Source organism: Paenibacillus durus (assembly GCF_000756615.1).
In the GTDB taxonomy this organism is placed as follows: Bacteria; Bacillota; Bacilli; order Paenibacillales; family Paenibacillaceae; genus Paenibacillus_AQ; species Paenibacillus_AQ durus.
In genome coordinates this window covers 1954956-1973656 of the sequence record NZ_CP009288.1, presented here as the reverse complement: position 1 = coordinate 1973656, position 18701 = coordinate 1954956, and the positions used below count along the sequence as shown (strand labels likewise).

The following is an 18701-nucleotide window of genomic DNA, read 5'->3' as shown; positions in this document are numbered from 1 at the left end:
AGCCTCCTTCACTTCAGGTATTAATGCACAAAAAAAGCCTTTTCTCCCGGTAAGGGACGAAAAGACCGTGGTACCACCCTTGTTAGACGCTATAAGCCAGCCGCTTCCCAAAACGGGACAACCGCCCTATAAACTGCCTCACTTTATACAGAAATAACGGTCTGCGGCCGGTATCCTCTACTGACTGTTCCGCCTTTAAATAGCGGGCAAAGTTCAAGGAACTGCTCCGGAGCGAACTTCGACAGCCCTGCTTCCCGGTCACGCTCTCAATCTCCGGCGTTTCCTCCCTGTGGGTCAGATGCTGTGTACTCTTCTCCATCGTCGCGTTGTTTATAGTCAACAATGTAACATCAACTTATTATAGGCAATACGGGCAACTTTGGCAAGCTGTAAGATGACGGCAAGAATGCGGCATCCGTAGGAAGCACAGTTTGAGATATCGGCCGGATTAGGCACAAAAATGTATCGAATGGGCATAAGCTGGGTAATAAGTCTCATCGGTCTGTTCCGGTACAAGTAAAAGCTCCCCGTACTTCGCCTTGAACAATCCAACCCTAATGAGAAAAACTCCTACCGGAGTCTTTCTGAAGAAGTAGTCGAATCCTTCATTAGCTGTCTATACATAATCAATTCATGGATTACATCTTTACTTAAAATACATAATTCCGTACGGCTTTTGACAAATACATAGGCTTATTCCCAATTATGTTTTTGGCGAGGAGAGGAAGACATTGGCTGGGTTTACCGAAGCAAAAAAGACTCGTAAACTAATTGTATTATTCACTGCTATAACGTTTCTCTTAATTACGATCAGTATCGGTTCCCTGCTGTATTTGAACCATTCGATCAACCGGTTCTCGGATACTCTATACAAGGACATTTACCGGAATACGAATCTTATTTTGAGAGCAGACCGCGATTTATATCAATCTTCGCTGCTCCTTCAGAACGCCCTTAATCCTTCTCTAACCGGACTTCAGCGCTCTCATTTCCGTCAGGAGTTCGGGGACAGCTTGGCCGAGACCGAGAAGAGCATCAATACCATTGTGCGAAATCTAGCCAACGTAGAGTCTTATCAGAACCTCGACAGCAGCAGGAAGCTGCTGAGTGAAATCCGGCAGGAGCTTGCTAATTTCGCTGGCCCCTTTGGTCAATGGCGGGAAGCCGCGGGATTGGTTCTCTCGGCAGGCTCGCTGAACGGAGGTGGAAATCAAGGCTCCTCTCCCGCAGTTTACAGCGAACAGTTGAACGATGCTCACCGGAGTCTCGATCAGGCGGAGCAATTGATGGGTATCTATGCAGAACGGGTAACCGCCGATTTTCAAACCCAGAAAAGCACGATATTCGCACTCTACTCGCTTCTGCTGTTCATGCTTGTTCTGGTCATCATCTATCTCGTCCAAAGAATTGTCTGGCTCCAAAGCGAGATGCGGGAGGACAAGGTGCTGTACCAGCTTATCGGGGAGACCATGTCCGACTTTATTCTGTTAACTGATGTGAACGGCCAGATTTTATACGCGTCTCCGTCGCATTCATCCGCACTTGGCTACATCCCCAAGAAAGGCGAGCCTCTCTCGAATTACATCAGAGAATCGGAAATTGCCTGGGTCAAGCTGAAGAGCATTGTCCAAGCGACGCCGCGAATGGCGGAACTGAGGATGAAAAGCGCCGACGGTCACTGGATTTGGCTTGAGACAAAGGTGTCACCCGTAAAAGGCAACCTGTCATTTCCAGCGCAGTTCATGCTTGTTTCCCGGGAAATAACGCAGCGCAAGCAATATGAAGAGCGGCTGCATAAACTGGCGTTCTACGACCATTTGACGTCGATACCCAATCGTGCGCATTTTAAAATGTATATGGAAAATCTGCTCACCAATCCCGATGACCGCAGACAAAAGTTTGCACTCGCCCTGCTGGATTGCGACAGGTTCAAGCAGCTTAATGACACATTGGGGCATCTGGCCGGTGATGAATTTCTGCAGCTGCTGTCCCGTGAGCTTCAGCAGAGCGTTAAAGGCTCAGGACAGGCATTTCGAATCGGAGGCGATGAATTCGCCGTCATCCTTCACCTTGGCTTCACTCACGAAGCACTCCATGATATATTGGGCCGGCTGCTTCAGCTGTTTAACAAGCAGTGGTCGGCAAACAACGGATCCAGCTTCTGCACTTCGGCGAGTATTGGAGTCGCACTGCATCCTCAGCACGGAAGCACGATTAATGAACTTCTGCGCGCTGCCGATTTGGCCATGTACCGTTCCAAAAGCCATGGCGGGAATGAATTCAATCTGTATGACAAGGAAATAGATGAGGACTATCCGGAACAAGAAAGCTCCAGAAATTGAAATGGACATGCAAAAGGCTGCTCGGCATCGCGGAATTACAGCGGACAGAGCAGCCTTTTTTATACGGTTTATTGAATCATTTAACTTGTCATTGAGAATTTCTGTGCAACGACGGTGTTGTCATCACTGTCCTTAATCAACACCTTGATCACTTCTTCATTTACCGAACAATCGATGAAGCGGTCTGTGCTTCCGTCCCTGGCCTCCCAATCATTCACCCGCAGAATATAACCAAAGGAACGGGTCTCCGGCACGACCTCGACTGTGGCAACAGCCCTGCCGTCTTCCATATACCGGAAATCACATTGGCCATCCTGTATCCCGGTACCCCATACCCATAAATTCCAGCCTCTGTAGTCCCCGTCGGAGCGCTCATAATGCACCTCGACTGTCTTGGCCTGCTGTGGCGGCGTTCCGCATTCATCGTAGAGCACCATCATCGACAGCCCTTCCAGCTGCACCTCGGCACCTTCCACTTTCCGAAAAGGCGCTACTTCCGCCCGGGTATGATCGACAACCACATTCCATTGCTCGGAACAGGCAGGCAGGCCTGTCGTTACCTCCCAAGGATTGGCGTTAAACAGAACGACGATATTCTTCCAGGAGTCACCGCCGGCATGATTTTTCAGGACATAGGACACCACCCCGCCATCGCAGCGGAAAATCTCCAAGGAGCGCTCAATTTCCTGACGTCCATGCAGCCGAAAAGCCGGGTGGTTTCTGCGCAGCGCGATCAAATTCTTATAATACTGGAACACAGGAAGGAATTTAGCCTTATTGCTCCAACGAATCGCGTTGATGGCATCGCCGCTCCGATAGCTGTTATGATCGCCATATTTACTGCGAAGCAGCTCATCTCCCGCATGCAAGAAAGGAATGCCCTGAGAGGTCAGCACAATCCCAGCCGCCAGCAGTGATCGCCGCACCGTTTCATTTTCCAAAAGGATTTCTTCCGTAATTCCGACATACGGATCGGCGTTCGCCACAGCCTCTTCCAGGCTGCCTCCATTTTTCAGCCTTCCATTATCCAGATCCGGAAACCGCGCATCCCGGCGAAGACCCTGCGTCGCGAGCAGCTTATCCCATAGATTCAGGTTATCGTGAGCAGTCGTATAATTAACCGTCTCGGCCGGAGATTCCGTAAAATCGTGAACGGCACCTATAATGCCTGCGGCGACCGCCCCTTCCTTGCCGAGTTCTCCCGTAACAAAGCCTCTGCCCCAGCCGTCGCTGTCTCCTTTGATGGCGGATCGGAAGTTATCGTTGAAGACGGCATAACCTTTTCCGCGCTGTGCACCTTTCAGCGTCTTGGAAGCCAGCGGAGAATCGCCGCCGGTCCACGGCTCCCCGTAAAAGATCAGATTACGATTGACCTCAAGGCGCAGTTCCTCGACAACTTCACGCATCGTTACCGTATCGATAAGACCCATAAGATCAAATCGGAATCCGTCGATATGGTACTCTGTCGCCCAATGGCGAAGCGAATCCTTGATGAACTTCCGCACCATTGGCCGTTCTGTAGCCAGCTCATTGCCGACGCCGGAACCGTTGGAAAGGCGGCCTGCATAATCATGTCTATAGAAGTACCCAGGCACAAAGGCTTCAAAGGGGCCTCCGTCCACAGAGTACGTATGATTGTATACCACATCCATCACGACAGAAATTCCCCGCCGATGCAGCGCCTGAACCATTTCTTTAAACTCCCGGATACGCGCTGCGGGATCAGCAGCATCCGTGCTGTAAGAACCTTCCGGAGCGTTATAGTGCTGAGGGTCGTACCCCCAGTTATAGTTGCTTTCTCCCGGGAATCTATCCTTTATCTGCAGCTCATCCACCGTCTGAAAATCGAAAACAGGCAGCAAATGGACATGCGTAATACCCAGCTCGCTTAAATGGTCGATTCCGAGTGTATTGCCTTCGGGATCACGCAGATCTGTCTCGGTGAACGCTTTATATTTTCCCTTTTCGCTAATGCCCGAGCTTTCGTGAATCGAGAAATCGCGAACATGGAGCTCGTAGAGCACTGCATCCACAGGATGCTGCAAGTGCGGAGATACATCCTGGTCCCAGTCTTCGGGATCGGTATCCCGCATATCGATAATAGCTGAACGAAGTCCGTTCGCAGAAACGGCTGCCGAATACGGATCGGCTGACTCACGGATCATCCCATCTGCGAAAACGACCCGGTACATATAAAATTTACCTTTCAGGTCACCCGCGACTTTCACCTGCCAGACGCCTCCGTCCCGGCGAAGCATATAAGTCAAGCGTGCATCCTCCGAACCTTCCGCATTTCCAATCTCTTCTCCTCCGGAATCGTACAGGACAAGCGATACGGCAAATGCCGTGGGCGCCCAAACCTTGAATATGCTGCTTTCCGGCGTGTAGCTTAATCCTAAATCCATGCCATTGTATATTTCCGATGCGGGTTCCGCATTTATATAGTTGCTTTTCATTAAATCCACCATCCTATTGCTTCCGCACACAATCTCCGCCGGAAGTTTTTAGATCCATATATGCCCCTTCTTAGATGTCTTATACATTGGCAATGAACAAGGATAAGGCTCATTGCTAATATATAATATGTAACAATATGTTCACAGGCTTGGGTTTTTTTCAGTTTCACGGGCACCACTTACTTATTATCGGCTGAAGATAGCTTTTCCTAAATAATAATAATCTAATTACTTTTAATTTTAAAGATTATAACCCGCATTACAATACATTTCACTAACAATTATATGAAAATAACACTAATTAATGGCATTTTTATGAACATCGTCGCCATTTTGCCACGGATTTCGTCAAACACATTAAAAAGCCGATCCTTAAAGGACCGGCTAAGCAATTATTTTTGGAAAAGTGATCAAAGTTAAAACGAAGGGCTTTCCCTGTAAAAAACAGGTTTAGTTGCCGATGGAGCGCACCAAAGCGACTACCTCTTCGGCCGTGCCAAGATTCAGTGCTTTTGCAGCCAGAGTCTTCATTTCTTCGGCTGACAGCTTGGAGATTTGACTGCGAGCCGGCAAAATCGAAGTTGCGCTCATACTGAACTCGTCGAGCCCAAGACCAAGCAGCAGCGGAATGGCTGTTGCGTCCCCGGCCATCTCGCCGCACATGCCTGTCCATTTACCCTGGGCATGGGCAGCGTCGATTACGTTCTTGATTAGACGCAGAATAGCGGGATTGTACGGCTGATACAAATAGGATACCCGTTCATTCATACGGTCGGCAGCCATTGTATATTGAATAAGGTCATTCGTACCGATACTGAAGAAATCAACTTCTTTGGCGAACTGATCCGCAAGCACGGCCGTGGATGGAATCTCCACCATAATGCCGAGCTGGATGCTCTCCGATACTTCCTGGCCTTCAGCCTGCAGCTTGGCTTTCTCTTCAAGCAGCAGATCGCGGGCAGCGCGGAATTCCGTAAGCGTCGCGATCATCGGGAACATGATGCGCAGGTTGCCATGAACGCTTGCTCTCAGCAGAGCACGCAGCTGTGTGCGGAAAATGTCCTGGCGTTCCAAACAGAGACGAACTGCACGGAAGCCCAAGAATGGATTCATTTCCTTTGGCAGATCCAGGTAAGGCAGTTCTTTGTCGCCGCCAATATCCAGCGTACGGACGACGACCGGCTTGCCATTCATATTTTCTAGAACGGTCCGGTAAGCATTGTACTGGATTTCCTCGGAAGGCAGTTTGTCTCTACCCATGTACAGGAACTCGGTGCGGTATAGGCCGACGCCCTCGCCCCCGTTCTCGATTACGCCCGTAACGTCGTTAGGCGTACCGATGTTGGCTGCCAGTTCCACATGCTTGCCATCCACGGATACCGTCGGCTCGTCGCGAAGCTTTCTCCACTCTGCAATTTGCAGAGCATAGGCTTCGCTCTTGGCGCTGTACTCAGCCACTTCGGCTTCGCTCGGGTTAATGAGCACGTCACCGCTCAAGCCGTCGACAATGACGAGATCGCCCGATTTGACTTGGGTGAGCACATTCTTGGTGCCAACCACCGCCGGAATCTCCAAGGAACGGGCCATGATTGCCGAGTGGGATGTACGGCCGCCAATGTTGGTTGTAAAGCCTTTTACATACTGCCGGTTGAGCTGAGCCGTATCGGACGGAGTCAAGTCTTCCGCAATAACGACAACCTCTTCGCTGATTTCAGCAGGGCTCACATAGTGAATGCCGAGCAGATGGTTCAGCACGCGCTTGGTTACGTCGCGCATATCGGCAGCGCGCTCTTGAAGATATGCGCTCTTCATATTCTCAAACATGGCGATGAACTGAGTCGCCACTTCATTCAATGCATAGTCTGCATTTACGGCTTCCTCACGGATTTTATCCTTAACAGGACTAATCAGCTCCGGATCGTCCAAGATGAGCAAGTGAGATTCGAAAATCTCCGCTTTCTTCTCGCCCAGCTCCGCCAAAGTGCGTTCTTTAATCTTCTGCAGTTCCGCTTTCGATTTATCGAGCGCTTCTTCCAGCTTAACAACTTCCGCTTCTACATCCGTTACCGTAGTCTTCTTGATGGTGTAGTCGGGGTGTTCCAGGATAAAGGCTCGTGCGATCGCAATCCCTGCCGAAGCCGCGATTCCTGAAATTTTAGTCATTCAGTTCTCCCAGCCCTTCCTTAATCATCACGTCCTGAAGCGCGCTCAGCGCTTCAGTTTCTTCGCTGCCGTCTGTAATCAGCGTCAGCGTGTCGCCAGGTTCCAGTCCCAGGGACAGAACGCCGAGGATAGATTTCAAGGTTACTTTTTTACCTTTAGCTTCTGCAAATGCTTCAGTGCCTTTGAATTTAGTTGCCGTGTTTACCAGGGCCGTAGCCGGGCGTGCGTGAATTCCGTCTTCATCGATAATTTTGAATGTTTTTTGCATAATAATCCAACTCGCTTTCTAAAATTTGTAGGTTTAGTTTAACAGCTTTCGCTTCCATTTATTATAAAGGAAGCGTAGCCAGTTTGCACTTTTACTTAATACTAACAATATCTTTGTCGCCGATGGATACCTTACCCGGCTTCTTCAGGGTGACTGCAGAGCCTTCAGGCAGATTCGAGAAAATAACCGGCGAAATGACCGAAGGCGCATGGGCCTTCACATATTCCAGATCAACCTCCATAATCGGTTGCCCGGCGGCGACGAGATCGCCTTCTTCCACCAATACGGTGAAGCCTTGGCCTTTCAGCTTAACCGTGTTGACGCCGATATGCACCAGCACTTCCTTGCCTCCGTCGGACATAATGCCGATTGCATGCTTGCTCGGGAATACATTAAATACTTTACCATAGACCGGAGAAGCAATCTTGCCGTCGGAGGATAGGAACGCGAATCCGTCGCCAGTCATCTTCTGCGAGAATACCGCATCCGGAACCTGTGTGATATCCAGCAATTCCCCGTTTACAGGTGATACGATATCTTCGGGAATAATCGTCTCGCCCGCTTGCTGCTCTAATTCAGGCTGCGGAGCAGCATCCACTGGAGCGGCCGCCGGAGTTCTGCCGGCGATAACATCCTCAATTTGCGATTTGATTGTATCGGATCGGGTACCGAAAATGGCCTGTATATTATTACCCACTTCCAGTACGCCGGAAGCTCCCAGCTTCTTCAGCCGGTTCTTGTCGACATTCGTCTTCTCTTTGACCTCTACCCGCAGACGGGTAATGCAGGCGTCCAGATGAACGATGTTCTGCTGACCTCCAAGAGCGGCAAGAATATTACGCGGAAGGTCGTCCCCTGCGGTGGATACCGCCGCCGCATTTGAATCCTTACCATCGGCGTCATCATCTACTACATCTTCGCGCCCAGGCGTCTTCAGATTGAACTTACGGATAACGAAACGGAATCCGAAGTAGTAGATGACGGCCATGGCAAGACCGACCGGAATAACGAGCCACCAAGAGGTGCGGTTCGGAATAATGCCGAACAGCGTATAGTCAATGAAACCTCCGGAGAAGGTCATACCGATCTTTACGCCGAGAATTTGCATGGTCATGAAGGACAGACCCGCGAAAACGACATGAACGGCGAACAGCAGCGGAGCTACGAACAGGAACGAGAATTCCAGAGGCTCGGTAATACCCGTAAGGAACGAGGTCAGAGCCGCGGATACCATCAGGGAGCCGACAACCTTCTTGTTCTCCGGTCTGGACTCATGATAGATGGCCAGAGCGGCGGCAGGCAGTCCGAACATCATGAACGGATACTTACCGGTTGTAAAAGTACCGGCTGTAAAGGGTACGCCGTCACGGAGCTGCTGCATGAAGATGCGTTGGTCGCCCCGAACCAGATCGCCAGCCTTATCGACATAGCTTCCGAACTCGTACCAGAACGGTGAATAGAAAATATGATGCAGGCCGAACGGAATCAGCGAGCGTTCGATCAGGCCGAAGATGAACGCCGACAGCGTCAGGTTCGTATTAATCATATTCTCGGATAAGTAGTTCAGTCCGTGCTGGATTGGAGGCCAGATCACAGTCAGAGCCAAGCCCAAAATCAGGGAAGTAACGGCTGTCATAATCGGCACAAAGCGTTTGCCGGCGAAGAAGCCAAGATAGGAAGGAAGCTCGATTTTGAAATAGCGCTTGTACATGGATGATGCGAGTATACCGACGAGAATACCCCCGAACACCCCGGTTTGCAGCGTTGGAATCCCGAGCACGCTGGAGTAGGCGAAATCCCCCTTACTCAGTACGTAGCTGTTGATTCCGAGCACCGTTCCCATCGTCACGTTCATGACGAGAAAACCGATGATGGCCGCAAGGCCTGCAACGCCCTCGCCTCCGGCAAGCCCGATGGCTACACCTACAGCGAACAGCAGTGACAGGTTGCTGAACACGATTTGGCCCGAGTTCATCAATACGTTGGCGATGGCCTGAACCGTATCGTTCTCCAAAGCCGGAACGTATTGCAGGAAGTCCGGGTTGACCAGCATGTTGCCGATACCCAGCAGCAAACCTGCAGCCGGAAGAATGGCAACCGGAAGCATTAGCGCTTTACCGACTCTTTGTAAGACGCCGAAAAGCTTTTTAAACATAAAGTTTCACTTCCTTTGGACAATTATGGACTACAAGCAAAACAGAGAACAAAAAAGGCATGAGTATATACAGCACACCTGTTGTTCTCTAACCCTAAAGTTAGATTACCCCGACTAAGGGGAATACAACCAAGATACTGTAAATCACTCATGCCTGATCGAATCAGTTACACGTTAGTATTCTGTTTTGCTTATTGACAGTTTTTATTCTAGCACCAATTATTTTAACTTGCAATATATGCCTTAAAAATGCCACATTTGGCCAAACGTGTGAAGGATACCAGACAGACACTGCCCTTAAGACTGTTCATCCGGCTTCGTCCTCTTTTTTCTGGGCAAGACGCTGTAAATGAACGGTCAGGTAACTGACTTCCGCCGGATATACAGTCAGGTGCATTCGCCGCTCCATCACCTTCGTCAGCTTCCAAGCGAGCGCATACATTTCCGGATATTCGCGTTTCATCAAGCTGTCAAGCGAAGAGGTCTCCTTGACCGCCTCGCCTCGGCGCAGCCGTTCCAGCACAAACCGCAGGTGGGTAACAAGCCTGGAGTAATCCAAAGAATCTCTGGGAACACGGTACTCGAGACTGATCTCGACAAGGTTGACCAAATCGCCGATCAGCTGGGAATGCTGCTTGAGCTCCGATATACTGCTGTTGCTGAGCGCACTATGAATGTGCAGAGCGACAAACCCGATCTCGTCGACAGGCATCGTTACGCCCATAGCCTTGTTGATTTTAGCGATAGCGTACTCGGCCATGGCATATTCCTCGGGATAAATCTCTTTGGTCTCATACAAAAAAGGATTATGAAGGGCTACGTCCTGCTCGTACCGCCGCATGGCGAAAGAGATATGATCTGTAAGCGCAATATGGATATGCTCGTTGACCGGCTGCCGGCTCCGCTGCATAATGTACAGTACAATTTCCTGAATGATTTCAATCAGCTTCTCATCGACCTGTGGTACAAGCTCTTTATATTGTTCCTGCTCTTGTTGGTCTCGGAGAATGAACATCTTTTCCACGGCAGATAAATTGATCTGATCGCGGCTTTTACGATTAAACCCGATTCCCTTGCCAATCACGACGACTTCGGCATATTGGGGATGGTCGGCGATGATAACATTGTTATTCAGCACCTTGGCCACAGTTATGCTGCTCACGTGTACACCTCTTTATTATCCATATCCTTATTTCTGACAGCAGCCAAAATGGAAACGGCACGGTTAAATTATACTTGCGCCGTCCCCCAACATCAAGGAATCTATTGATAAAGAGATCAAATTATGAAGCAAGATGTGTCCATTCATCATCACACCCTAAAACGCCGGCAGGCACCCAGATTGCTTTAGTCTAAAAAACACCGGCCTGCAGCTTGTTCAGATGCTCAAAATAAGCTGCCCCATATCCGTCTCACCCAGGAAATCCAGCTACAGGAAAAATCCGCCTTCAACGTACTGCCTCATGTAGCCGAGCTGCTTGAAATGATCGCTTCCCAGCACATTTTCAAGGATCGTATCCACGCTTTTGAGAACTTCTGCCGCCAGTATTACCGCGAACAGCTGGAAGTCCCGAATCTGGTTCAATATCTAACGGATAAAATTCTTGCCATCCAGGGAACGGTGCAAATCTGTGAGCTATCCACGGAAATTGGATACTCCACAAGGTACATGCACAAAACTTCGACTGGTATGTCGGAGTCTCTCCAAAGCTGTTCAGACGCATTATCCGGTTTCAACATGTGGTGCTGAAAGCTCTGGAAGATCCCGAGCAAAGAGAAGATGTTCGGACGCATTCTGGAACTCGGATACTTCGATCAGAATCATTTCATTAAGGAGTTCAAGGAATCAGCGCCGTTACGCCTTAAAAATACATTCAGCAATCTTCGGGGCGACTGCTGATCTAAGTTAATGTACATTCGTATATTCTGAAAAAGAGCTGTTCCGGCAAGATCCAATGCGGACCTTGCAGAACAGCTCTGATATGAAATTGCTGCCGGCTACTCTTGCGGTTTCACTACGGCAGGCGCGGCCTGCGCCGGAACAGCCGCCGGCGCTCCTCCGGAGGGTTGCGTGCCGGTCTTCGTCAGCCCTTTGATCAACCCTTCCACATCAATGCCTGAGACGCTCTTCAGCATTTCCGGCGCTGTCGCCATCAGTCCGGTCACATAATTGCTGACACGGGCTGCGCCCTCGCCATTCCCCGTATCGACTACCGTCAGTTTATCGATGGACGACAACGGCTCCGCAATGCGGCCCGCCAGCTCCGGCAGCATCTTGACGATAATGTCCAGCACAGCCGCCTCGCCGAATTTCTGGAACGCCTCCGCCAGCTTCTCCTTCGCTTCCGCTTCGGCAAGACCGCGCAGACGGATAACCTCGGCGTCCGCCGTACCTTTAGCACGCTCGGCGTCCGCGATGGCCTGGCCTTCGAGCCGCTTCTGTTCCGCGGTCGCTTTGGCCTGCGTCTCGATGCTGTACTGCTGCGCATCGGCTTCCCGCATCTTCCGCGCCTTCTCGGCTTCCGCCGCCTGCTCCACCGCATAGCGGTCCGCTTCGGCTTTCTTCTTCACTTCCGCATCGTACTGCTTCTCGCGGATCTGGATTTCCTTCTCCTGCAGATCGATTTCCCGCATCTTGCGGACGAGCTCGACCTTCATCTGCTCCTCAACCGCCGTCTGCTTGGCACGTGCTTCCTGAATATGATAGGCCTGATCGGCGTCCGCCTTGGCCGTATCCTGGTCCCGCTTGAAAGCGGCGATCTTCAGCTGATTGTCGCGGGAAGCCTCCGCGATATTCGTATCGCGCAAGAGCTCCGCCTTCTGTCCCTGCTCCTCGGCGCTGGCCTTCTGAATTCTCGCATCGCGCAGCGCTTCCGCCTCGGCGATCTCCGCATCCCGCTTGACGGCGGCGATCCGCGGCTTGCCGAGCGCTTCCAGATAGCCGTGCTTGTCCCGCACATCCTTGATCGTGAACGAGACGATCTGGAGCCCCATCTTCTTCAGATCGCGCGCCGCAACGCCCTGCACCTCCTGGGCGAACCGGTCGCGGTTTCTATATACTTCCTCCACCGTCATCGTTCCCAGAATGGCGCGCAAGTGGCCTTCGAGCACCTCCTGCGCCTCCGCCTTCAGCGATTCAATCGGCTTGCCCATAAATTGCTCGGCCGCTGTTGCGACATCCTCCACCGAACTCCCTACTTTGATGATAGCCACGCCGTCTGCGATTACAGGGACCCCTTGCTCCGTATAGACCTCCGGTGTCGTTACATCGAGCTTATGGGACAGCAGCGACATGAATTCGGCTTTCTGAAATACCGGTAAGATAAATGCCCCTCCGCCGCGAACAATTTTGATCTTCCTGCCAGAGCCGTCGTCGGAAATATGGTTGCTGCCCAGGAAAGAGCCAGTCACGATCATCGCCTCGTCCGGACCGACCGTTCTGTAGCGCGCCCAGAAGGCCAGGCCAAGAACAATCAAGACAGCAATGACTACCACAGGAATTAATAAAAAATCAGGCAAACCAAACAATACAAATCCTCTCCTCTTCGTTATTCTAGTTCGGATACGAACGCGACGCCTTCGCTGACTTCCACGACAACCACTTTGGTTCCAGCAGTTAGCGGGCGGCGGTCAAAGCTTGCAGCCGTATGCAGGGTATTCGCGGCGCCGAATCTCACCATAACCTCGCCGAAGCCCTGCGCGGGAACGGGAACGCTGATTTCGCCAATTTTGCCGGGAAGCTCTCTCATGGAGAAGCCGGTGGACACTTCGCTTTTGTCCATCGGCTTCACAAAACCCATATACAGCAGCACGCTCATAAAGGCGGATATCAGAAGAGACAGGACAAGAACTGCCCCGTCCGCAAGCCCGCTGTACCTGGTCAGCAGAATACCCGCGCCGCCAAAAACGGTTATTCCTCCGGCCAGAACCGAGGGGCTGAGCAAATCGAAGGAAAGAAAATCCAGCATTCCTCCAAGCGCATGCCCGATCAAATCACCTGCCAGCAAACTGACGAAGGCAAACAATATTCCCAGCACCAGACAGCTTAAGTACAGTGTGTACATATCCTTCTCCTCCCGCCCAGGCTAATCCTTACTAAAATAAACGTGATTAAAGACCGTTTGGTTTCAAAAATCTGGATTTTCATCCGTCACATACTAATTCCTGTATTCTCCAGTATGATGTTTGTTGTATATGCTATCATTGGACAGGAAAATATTTTGTGAGACAAAAAGATGAAGGAGGTCACCGTGAAAACCTTATTAATCGTCGAAGATGACCGCAGCTTAAACAAAGGAATTGCGCTCACCCTTTCCCAGAATGATCTAACCATCCATCAGGCTTACGATTTAGCTGCGGCCAAGCAGATTATGACATCACATAAAATCGATCTCATTATTCTGGACATCAACCTGCCGGACGGCAGCGGACTGGATTACTGCGAGCAGCTCCGCAGGACCTCACAGGTGCCTGTTATTTTCCTCACCTCCAACGATATGGAGTCCGACATTGTGACCGGCTTCGGGCTGGGTGGCGATGATTATATCACCAAGCCGTTCAGCCTGATGGTGCTGCGGGCCAGGGTGATGGCCGTTCTGAGACGGACCGATCCCTACAGGAAAGATACGGTGGCGATAGGTCCATTTTTTTTGGATTTTGGGAAAATGGAGTACTACAAACATGGCCGCCCTTTGATCCTCAGCAAAACGGAGCAAAAACTGTTGAGAGTTTTGGTCGCTAACACGGGCAACATTTTGACCAGAGAGCAGTTAATAGACAAAACGTGGTCTCAAGATGCTGAATTTGTCGATGAAAATGCATTGACGGTGGCAATCAAACGGCTTCGATCCAAACTTGAAGACGAGCCTTCTTCTCCAAGATATATTAAAACAGTCTACGGATTGGGCTACATGTGGACAGAAGGACAACACCCATGATGACAATGAAACAGGCCAAGTATTTCAAACAAATCAACCTTATATTCTCCATCCTTGTTATATTTCTTGTATCCGTGTATACCGGCAGAATTATCATTATTAAAGGAATTGACCCTGCGCTGCTGGGACTCTCTGTTCTTTTCATAATCTGTATGCTGGCACTTGGAGCCGCGTGGGTATGGTTATGGACCCGCCGTATTGCAAAGTATATTCAGACAGTGGATGCAGTAATTGATGCGGCGATTCAGGGCCGGGGGCCTGTCACCAATTATGAAGAGACGGCTCTTTCTTCCATGGAACATAAACTCCTGCGATACATAAGCGTCTCCAAAGCAAATGAGCAAACTATTCAAATCGAGAAAAATAAAATCAAAACGCTGATTTCCGACATTTCCCATCAGGCCAAGACTCCCCTCTCCAATATCATAGTCTACAGCCAGTTGCTGGAGGAACTACCGGGGCTGGACGAGGAGGCGCGGCATTATGTAAAGGACATAAAAGTACAATCGGACAAGTTGGATTGGCTTATCCAGTCTTTGATCAAGCTGTCACGGCTGGAAACCGGGATGATCTCGCTGCAGATCGAAGCAAAGCCGCTCTTGCAGACCATCACTAAGGCGCTGTCTCAAGTGTATGTTCTGGCGGAAAGCAAACAAATCGAGATTCGGATTGACTGCACTGCGCAACTCACCGCCCGTCACGATGCCAAGTGGACAAGCGAAGCGCTTTTCAACTTGTTAGAGAATGCCGTGAAATACACAAAGCCAACCGGAAGCATTCAAATCACCGCTGAGAGCAATGAAATGTTCACCCGCGTGGATATCTCCGATACGGGAATCGGAATCGGCAAGGAGGAACTGCCTCATATTTTCAAACGGTTTTATCGGGGACAACAGGCGCGTGAAGCCGAAGGCGTCGGGATCGGGCTGTTTCTGGCGCGGGAGATTATTACAGCACAAGGCGGTCATATCAAAGTAACCTCGGAGTCTGGTAAAGGCACAGTGTTCTCACTCTTTTTCCCCTAGCTGTGAACCGAAATGTGTCATTACCGTCAGATTACAGACACGCTCCGGTTAGATTGATTTGGTACCCTTAGACGGTGAACAGATAAATCTCATTGGGGGAGAAAAGTTATGCCTATTTTACAAATTGAACATTTGAAAAAGCATTATGGAAAAGGCTCCACTACCGTTAAGGCTCTGGACGGCATATCACTAACCGTGGAAAAGGGGGAATTTGTCGCCATCGTCGGCACCAGCGGCAGCGGCAAAAGCACGCTCCTGCATATACTTGGCGGACTGGACCGGGCCACTGAAGGCAAGGTTTATGTGGACGGGAACGATATTTTTGCGATGAGTGACGAGAAGCTGACCATTTTCCGGCGCAGATCGGTAGGTTTCGTCTTTCAGAACTACAATCTGGTTCCCATTCTGAATGTACGGGAGAACATCGTATTACCCATCGAGCTGGACGGAGGCAAAATAGACGAAGCCTATCTCGATCTGGTCATCCGCACTTTGGGCCTGCAGGAAAAGGTGAACAATCTGCCTTCGAATCTGTCCGGCGGCCAGCAGCAGCGGGTTGCGATCGCCAGAGCTTTGGCTACCAAACCATTCATTATCCTGGCGGACGAGCCGACAGGCAATCTGGACAGCAAAACAAGCCAGGAAGTACTTATTCTGCTAAAACAGATGAGCGAAAGATTCAATCAAACCATCGTGATGATTACGCATAATGAACAAATTGCCCAGACCGCGGACCGGATTATCCGTATTGAAGACGGCACCATCGTCTCTGGCCATGCCCAAAGCTCCGAGGTGAGCCAGCCATGATCAGCACGAACAATCGCAAGGCCATCTCCCATCTCGCCAAAAAAAGCCTCAAAGCCAACCCCGCCCGTAATCTCACAATCATTTGTGCCATCATACTGACTACACTTTTGATTACCGCCGTATTCACTATGGCCCTAAGTATCAACAAATCGATGGAGCGTGAGCGGATGCAAACGACCGGGGGTGATTATCACGGGAGCTTCAAATATTTAAACCCTGCTGAATTGGAGAAACTAAAGATACACCCCTCTATCAAGGAATATGCAGTCTCTCTTCAGGCAGGTGAAATAAGCACCCCTATTTTCAAGAACAATCGCGTAGAGGTTCTGCGTATTGATGAAAACTATGTCAAACATTCATTCATCCATTTTATAGAAGGCGGGCTGCCTGTCCGCGAGGACGAAATTGTCCTGAATACCTGGGAACTCGATTTGCTTGGGGCCAAACATCAGCTAGGCCAGGTTGTAAAGCTGGATATCGATATTGGGGACAATAAGGTCATTAGCCAAAACTTCAAAATCTCAGGTTACTATGAAGCGGACAAAAATTTGGCAATGTCTGGTTTAGCGTTTGTTTCAGAGGCGTTCACAGATAAACATATTTCCCGGATTAATCCGGAACTCTCTATGGTAAAGGGCTCTTATGTAAATACCTCTCAGTTGTTGGTTCTATTCAACAATTCATTTGACATTGAAAAAAAATTAAAAGGGATTTTGACTGACACCGGATTAGATGTGGAATATGGCGTAAATCCTGCCTACACCAGTGTAACTCTGTCCGAAAACCTGATAAATATCGTTCCTTATGCAGTGGTCATTCTTATTACGATGCTCAGCGGCTACTTACTAATCAATAATATCTTTTATATTTCTGTCGTGCGTGATGTGAAATTTTACGGGCTGCTGAAGACCATTGGCACTACACCCAGACAGTTGAAAAGGATCATCTTGATTCAGGCCCGCCGACTCTATCTCATCGCTCTGCCATTCGGGCTAGGGGCAGGATATTTACTGGGCCGCCTGGTTACCCCCATGGTCAATTCCTTTTCGAGCAGTTCTGCGAATACTTCCTATTCCGCCAGCCCGTGGATTTTCGCAGGAGCGGCGGCGTTCTCGTACATAACCGTCTGGATGGCGTCAAGCAAACCGGGCCGGATGGCCTCGCGGATCTCGCCGGTAGAGGCCGTGAAATTTGCTGGAATCAGCAATGTCAGAAAGAAGAAATCCAAAAAATCGAAGCATGGTGCAAAGCTTCATAATATGGCATTGTCTAATCTGTTCAGAAGTAAAAAAAAGCTGGTGCTGATGCTCTCTTCGCTTTCGCTAAGTATCGTCTTGTTCAGTACGATCTATACCGTCATCTCTTCTTTGGATGTTAATAAATATCTGGGAGCTTTTATATCCGGTGATTTTGTGGTTCAGAATGAAGTATTGGTCAGTATTACAGGAACGCGCAACGGCGACCCGTATAAATTATCGCCAGAGTTTTGCCGGAAATTGGGTGAGATTAATGGAGTAAAGAGCGTGGATCAAGTTTACTATCGACGTGAATTTACGCCATTGAATAACAACATCCGAGCCATTCTGAAGCCGTTGGCTACGTCTTCCAATCCAGACCCCTCGATCCCCTGGACTTTAAAGGAAGGAAAGATTCCTATTAAACTCTATGGATTAGACTCCGGTTGGTATGATCTAATGAATAAGGATGTTGTCGAAGGACTTTTTGATAAACAGAAATTCGACTCTGGAAACTATGTGTTAATTACAGAGGCTATTACACCGGATGGATCAAATCCGGCAACCTATTATCACCCGGGAGACAAAATTTCATATCATGATTTGGGTAAAAGTTATGAAGTGATGGCGGTGTTAAAGCAATACGCTCTGTATGCCGCAACAACAAAAGGCTATCCTGTGAACGGCTACAATGCCTTCCTCCCTGCTTCCGAGCTACAGAAGGAGTTACCACAAGGCAGCCAACCATCCATGAACGTTTCCGCCACGCTGCATGCCGATCCGGACAAGCTGGATGCGGTGGAGCAAGCCGCCAGGACTTTGACCGATGCCACAAATGAGCTGACTTTAAAATCAAGGGAAGATTACAAAGCAGAGCTCGGCGGATTCATCCGCATTTTTCAAACATTAGGCTACGGTCTTAGCTTTGTCATTGCCCTCATCGGTATCCTTAATTATGTGAATACGGTGCTCACCGGGGTGATCTCACGCAGGAATGAGATTGCCGTTCTGGAAAGCATCGGCATGACCAAAAAGCAGCTAAAACGCATGCTAATTTATGAGGGACTCTACAACGTGTTCTTTACCGTCCTCATCACTTCAACACTCGGGCTGCTGCTGACATATAACATTTCCAAAAGCATCACAGACGCGCTGGCCTTTATGGTATTCCGAATGAGCTGGCTGCCGTTTATCCTGCCCGTTCCTGTTTTGTTAATCATCGCTTACACGGTGACGCTAAGAGCGTACAAAACACTATCCCGGGCGACTATTGTGGAACGGCTGAGAGAAATTGAATAGCGCAGGACCAATGG

General features: G+C 49.7%; 13 protein-coding genes. 5 read left to right on the top strand and 8 right to left on the bottom strand.

The genetic code is table 11. The features are described 5' to 3' along the window. Nucleotides 1-82: 82 nt before the first annotated feature. A complete protein-coding gene (locus tag PDUR_RS28710; RefSeq protein ID WP_156130388.1) occupies nt 83-340 on the bottom strand; it encodes a hypothetical protein in 258 nt (85 codons plus the stop codon). A gap of 391 nt (nt 341-731) precedes the next feature. Here PDUR_RS28710 and PDUR_RS27220 point away from each other — a divergent pair, with 391 nt between their 5' ends. Beyond that, nucleotides 732-2342 (top strand): diguanylate cyclase domain-containing protein, encoded by a 1611-nt coding sequence (locus tag PDUR_RS27220; RefSeq protein WP_052410133.1) that lies wholly within the window; start codon nt 732-734, stop codon nt 2340-2342. Nucleotides 2343-2422: 80 nt separating this feature from the next. On the opposite strand, the gene pulA is transcribed toward PDUR_RS27220, so the two are convergent. The 7 genes from pulA to PDUR_RS08800 all read right to left on the bottom strand — a co-directional run bounded on the left by pulA (nt 2423) and on the right by PDUR_RS08800 (nt 13448). Next, nucleotides 2423-4798, bottom strand: coding sequence for a type I pullulanase (pulA, locus tag PDUR_RS08830; RefSeq protein ID WP_042205946.1), 2376 nt, complete (start codon nt 4796-4798; stop codon nt 2423-2425). A gap of 450 nt (nt 4799-5248) precedes the next feature. Beyond that, nucleotides 5249-6961, bottom strand: coding sequence for a phosphoenolpyruvate--protein phosphotransferase (gene ptsP / locus PDUR_RS08825; protein WP_042205945.1), 1713 nt, complete (start codon nt 6959-6961; stop codon nt 5249-5251). After that, on the bottom strand, nt 6954-7229 hold the full coding sequence (locus tag PDUR_RS08820) for an HPr family phosphocarrier protein (RefSeq protein WP_036598353.1): 276 nt from the start codon (nt 7227-7229) through the stop codon (nt 6954-6956). The genes ptsP and PDUR_RS08820 overlap by 8 nt, the downstream gene beginning before the upstream one ends. 91 nt (nt 7230-7320) lie before the next feature. Further along, on the bottom strand, nt 7321-9384 hold the full coding sequence (gene ptsG, locus PDUR_RS08815) for a glucose-specific PTS transporter subunit IIBC (RefSeq protein ID WP_042205944.1): 2064 nt from the start codon (nt 9382-9384) through the stop codon (nt 7321-7323). Between the two features lie 307 nt (nt 9385-9691). Then, complete coding sequence (glcT, locus tag PDUR_RS08810; protein WP_042205943.1) at nt 9692-10546, bottom strand: glucose PTS transporter transcription antiterminator GlcT; 855 nt, start codon at nt 10544-10546, stop codon at nt 9692-9694. 836 nt (nt 10547-11382) lie between these two features. Beyond that, nucleotides 11383-12903 (bottom strand): flotillin lipid rafts scaffold protein FloT, encoded by a 1521-nt coding sequence (locus tag PDUR_RS08805; RefSeq protein ID WP_042209199.1) that lies wholly within the window; start codon nt 12901-12903, stop codon nt 11383-11385. A 29-nt stretch (nt 12904-12932) separates the two neighbouring features. Further along, nucleotides 12933-13448 (bottom strand): NfeD family membrane protein, encoded by a 516-nt coding sequence (locus tag PDUR_RS08800; protein WP_042205942.1) that lies wholly within the window; start codon nt 13446-13448, stop codon nt 12933-12935. A 186-nt stretch (nt 13449-13634) separates the two neighbouring features. Here PDUR_RS08800 and PDUR_RS08795 point away from each other — a divergent pair, with 186 nt between their 5' ends. From PDUR_RS08795 to PDUR_RS08780, 4 genes are all read left to right on the top strand, one after another. Next, a complete protein-coding gene (locus tag PDUR_RS08795) occupies nt 13635-14321 on the top strand; it encodes a response regulator transcription factor (protein WP_218918452.1) in 687 nt (228 codons plus the stop codon). Continuing rightward, the gene (locus PDUR_RS08790; protein WP_052410132.1) at nt 14318-15346 is read left to right on the top strand and encodes a sensor histidine kinase; all 1029 of its coding nucleotides are present in this window, start codon (nt 14318-14320) and stop codon (nt 15344-15346) included. The genes PDUR_RS08795 and PDUR_RS08790 overlap by 4 nt, the downstream gene beginning before the upstream one ends. 108 nt (nt 15347-15454) lie before the next feature. Next, nucleotides 15455-16153 (top strand): ABC transporter ATP-binding protein, encoded by a 699-nt coding sequence (locus tag PDUR_RS08785; RefSeq protein ID WP_042205940.1) that lies wholly within the window; start codon nt 15455-15457, stop codon nt 16151-16153. Further along, nucleotides 16150-18687: an ABC transporter permease gene (locus tag PDUR_RS08780; protein ID WP_042205939.1), complete on the top strand. Its 2538-nt coding sequence runs from the start codon at nt 16150-16152 to the stop codon at nt 18685-18687. Before PDUR_RS08785 ends, PDUR_RS08780 begins: the two co-directional genes overlap by 4 nt. Nucleotides 18688-18701 lie beyond the last annotated feature (14 nt).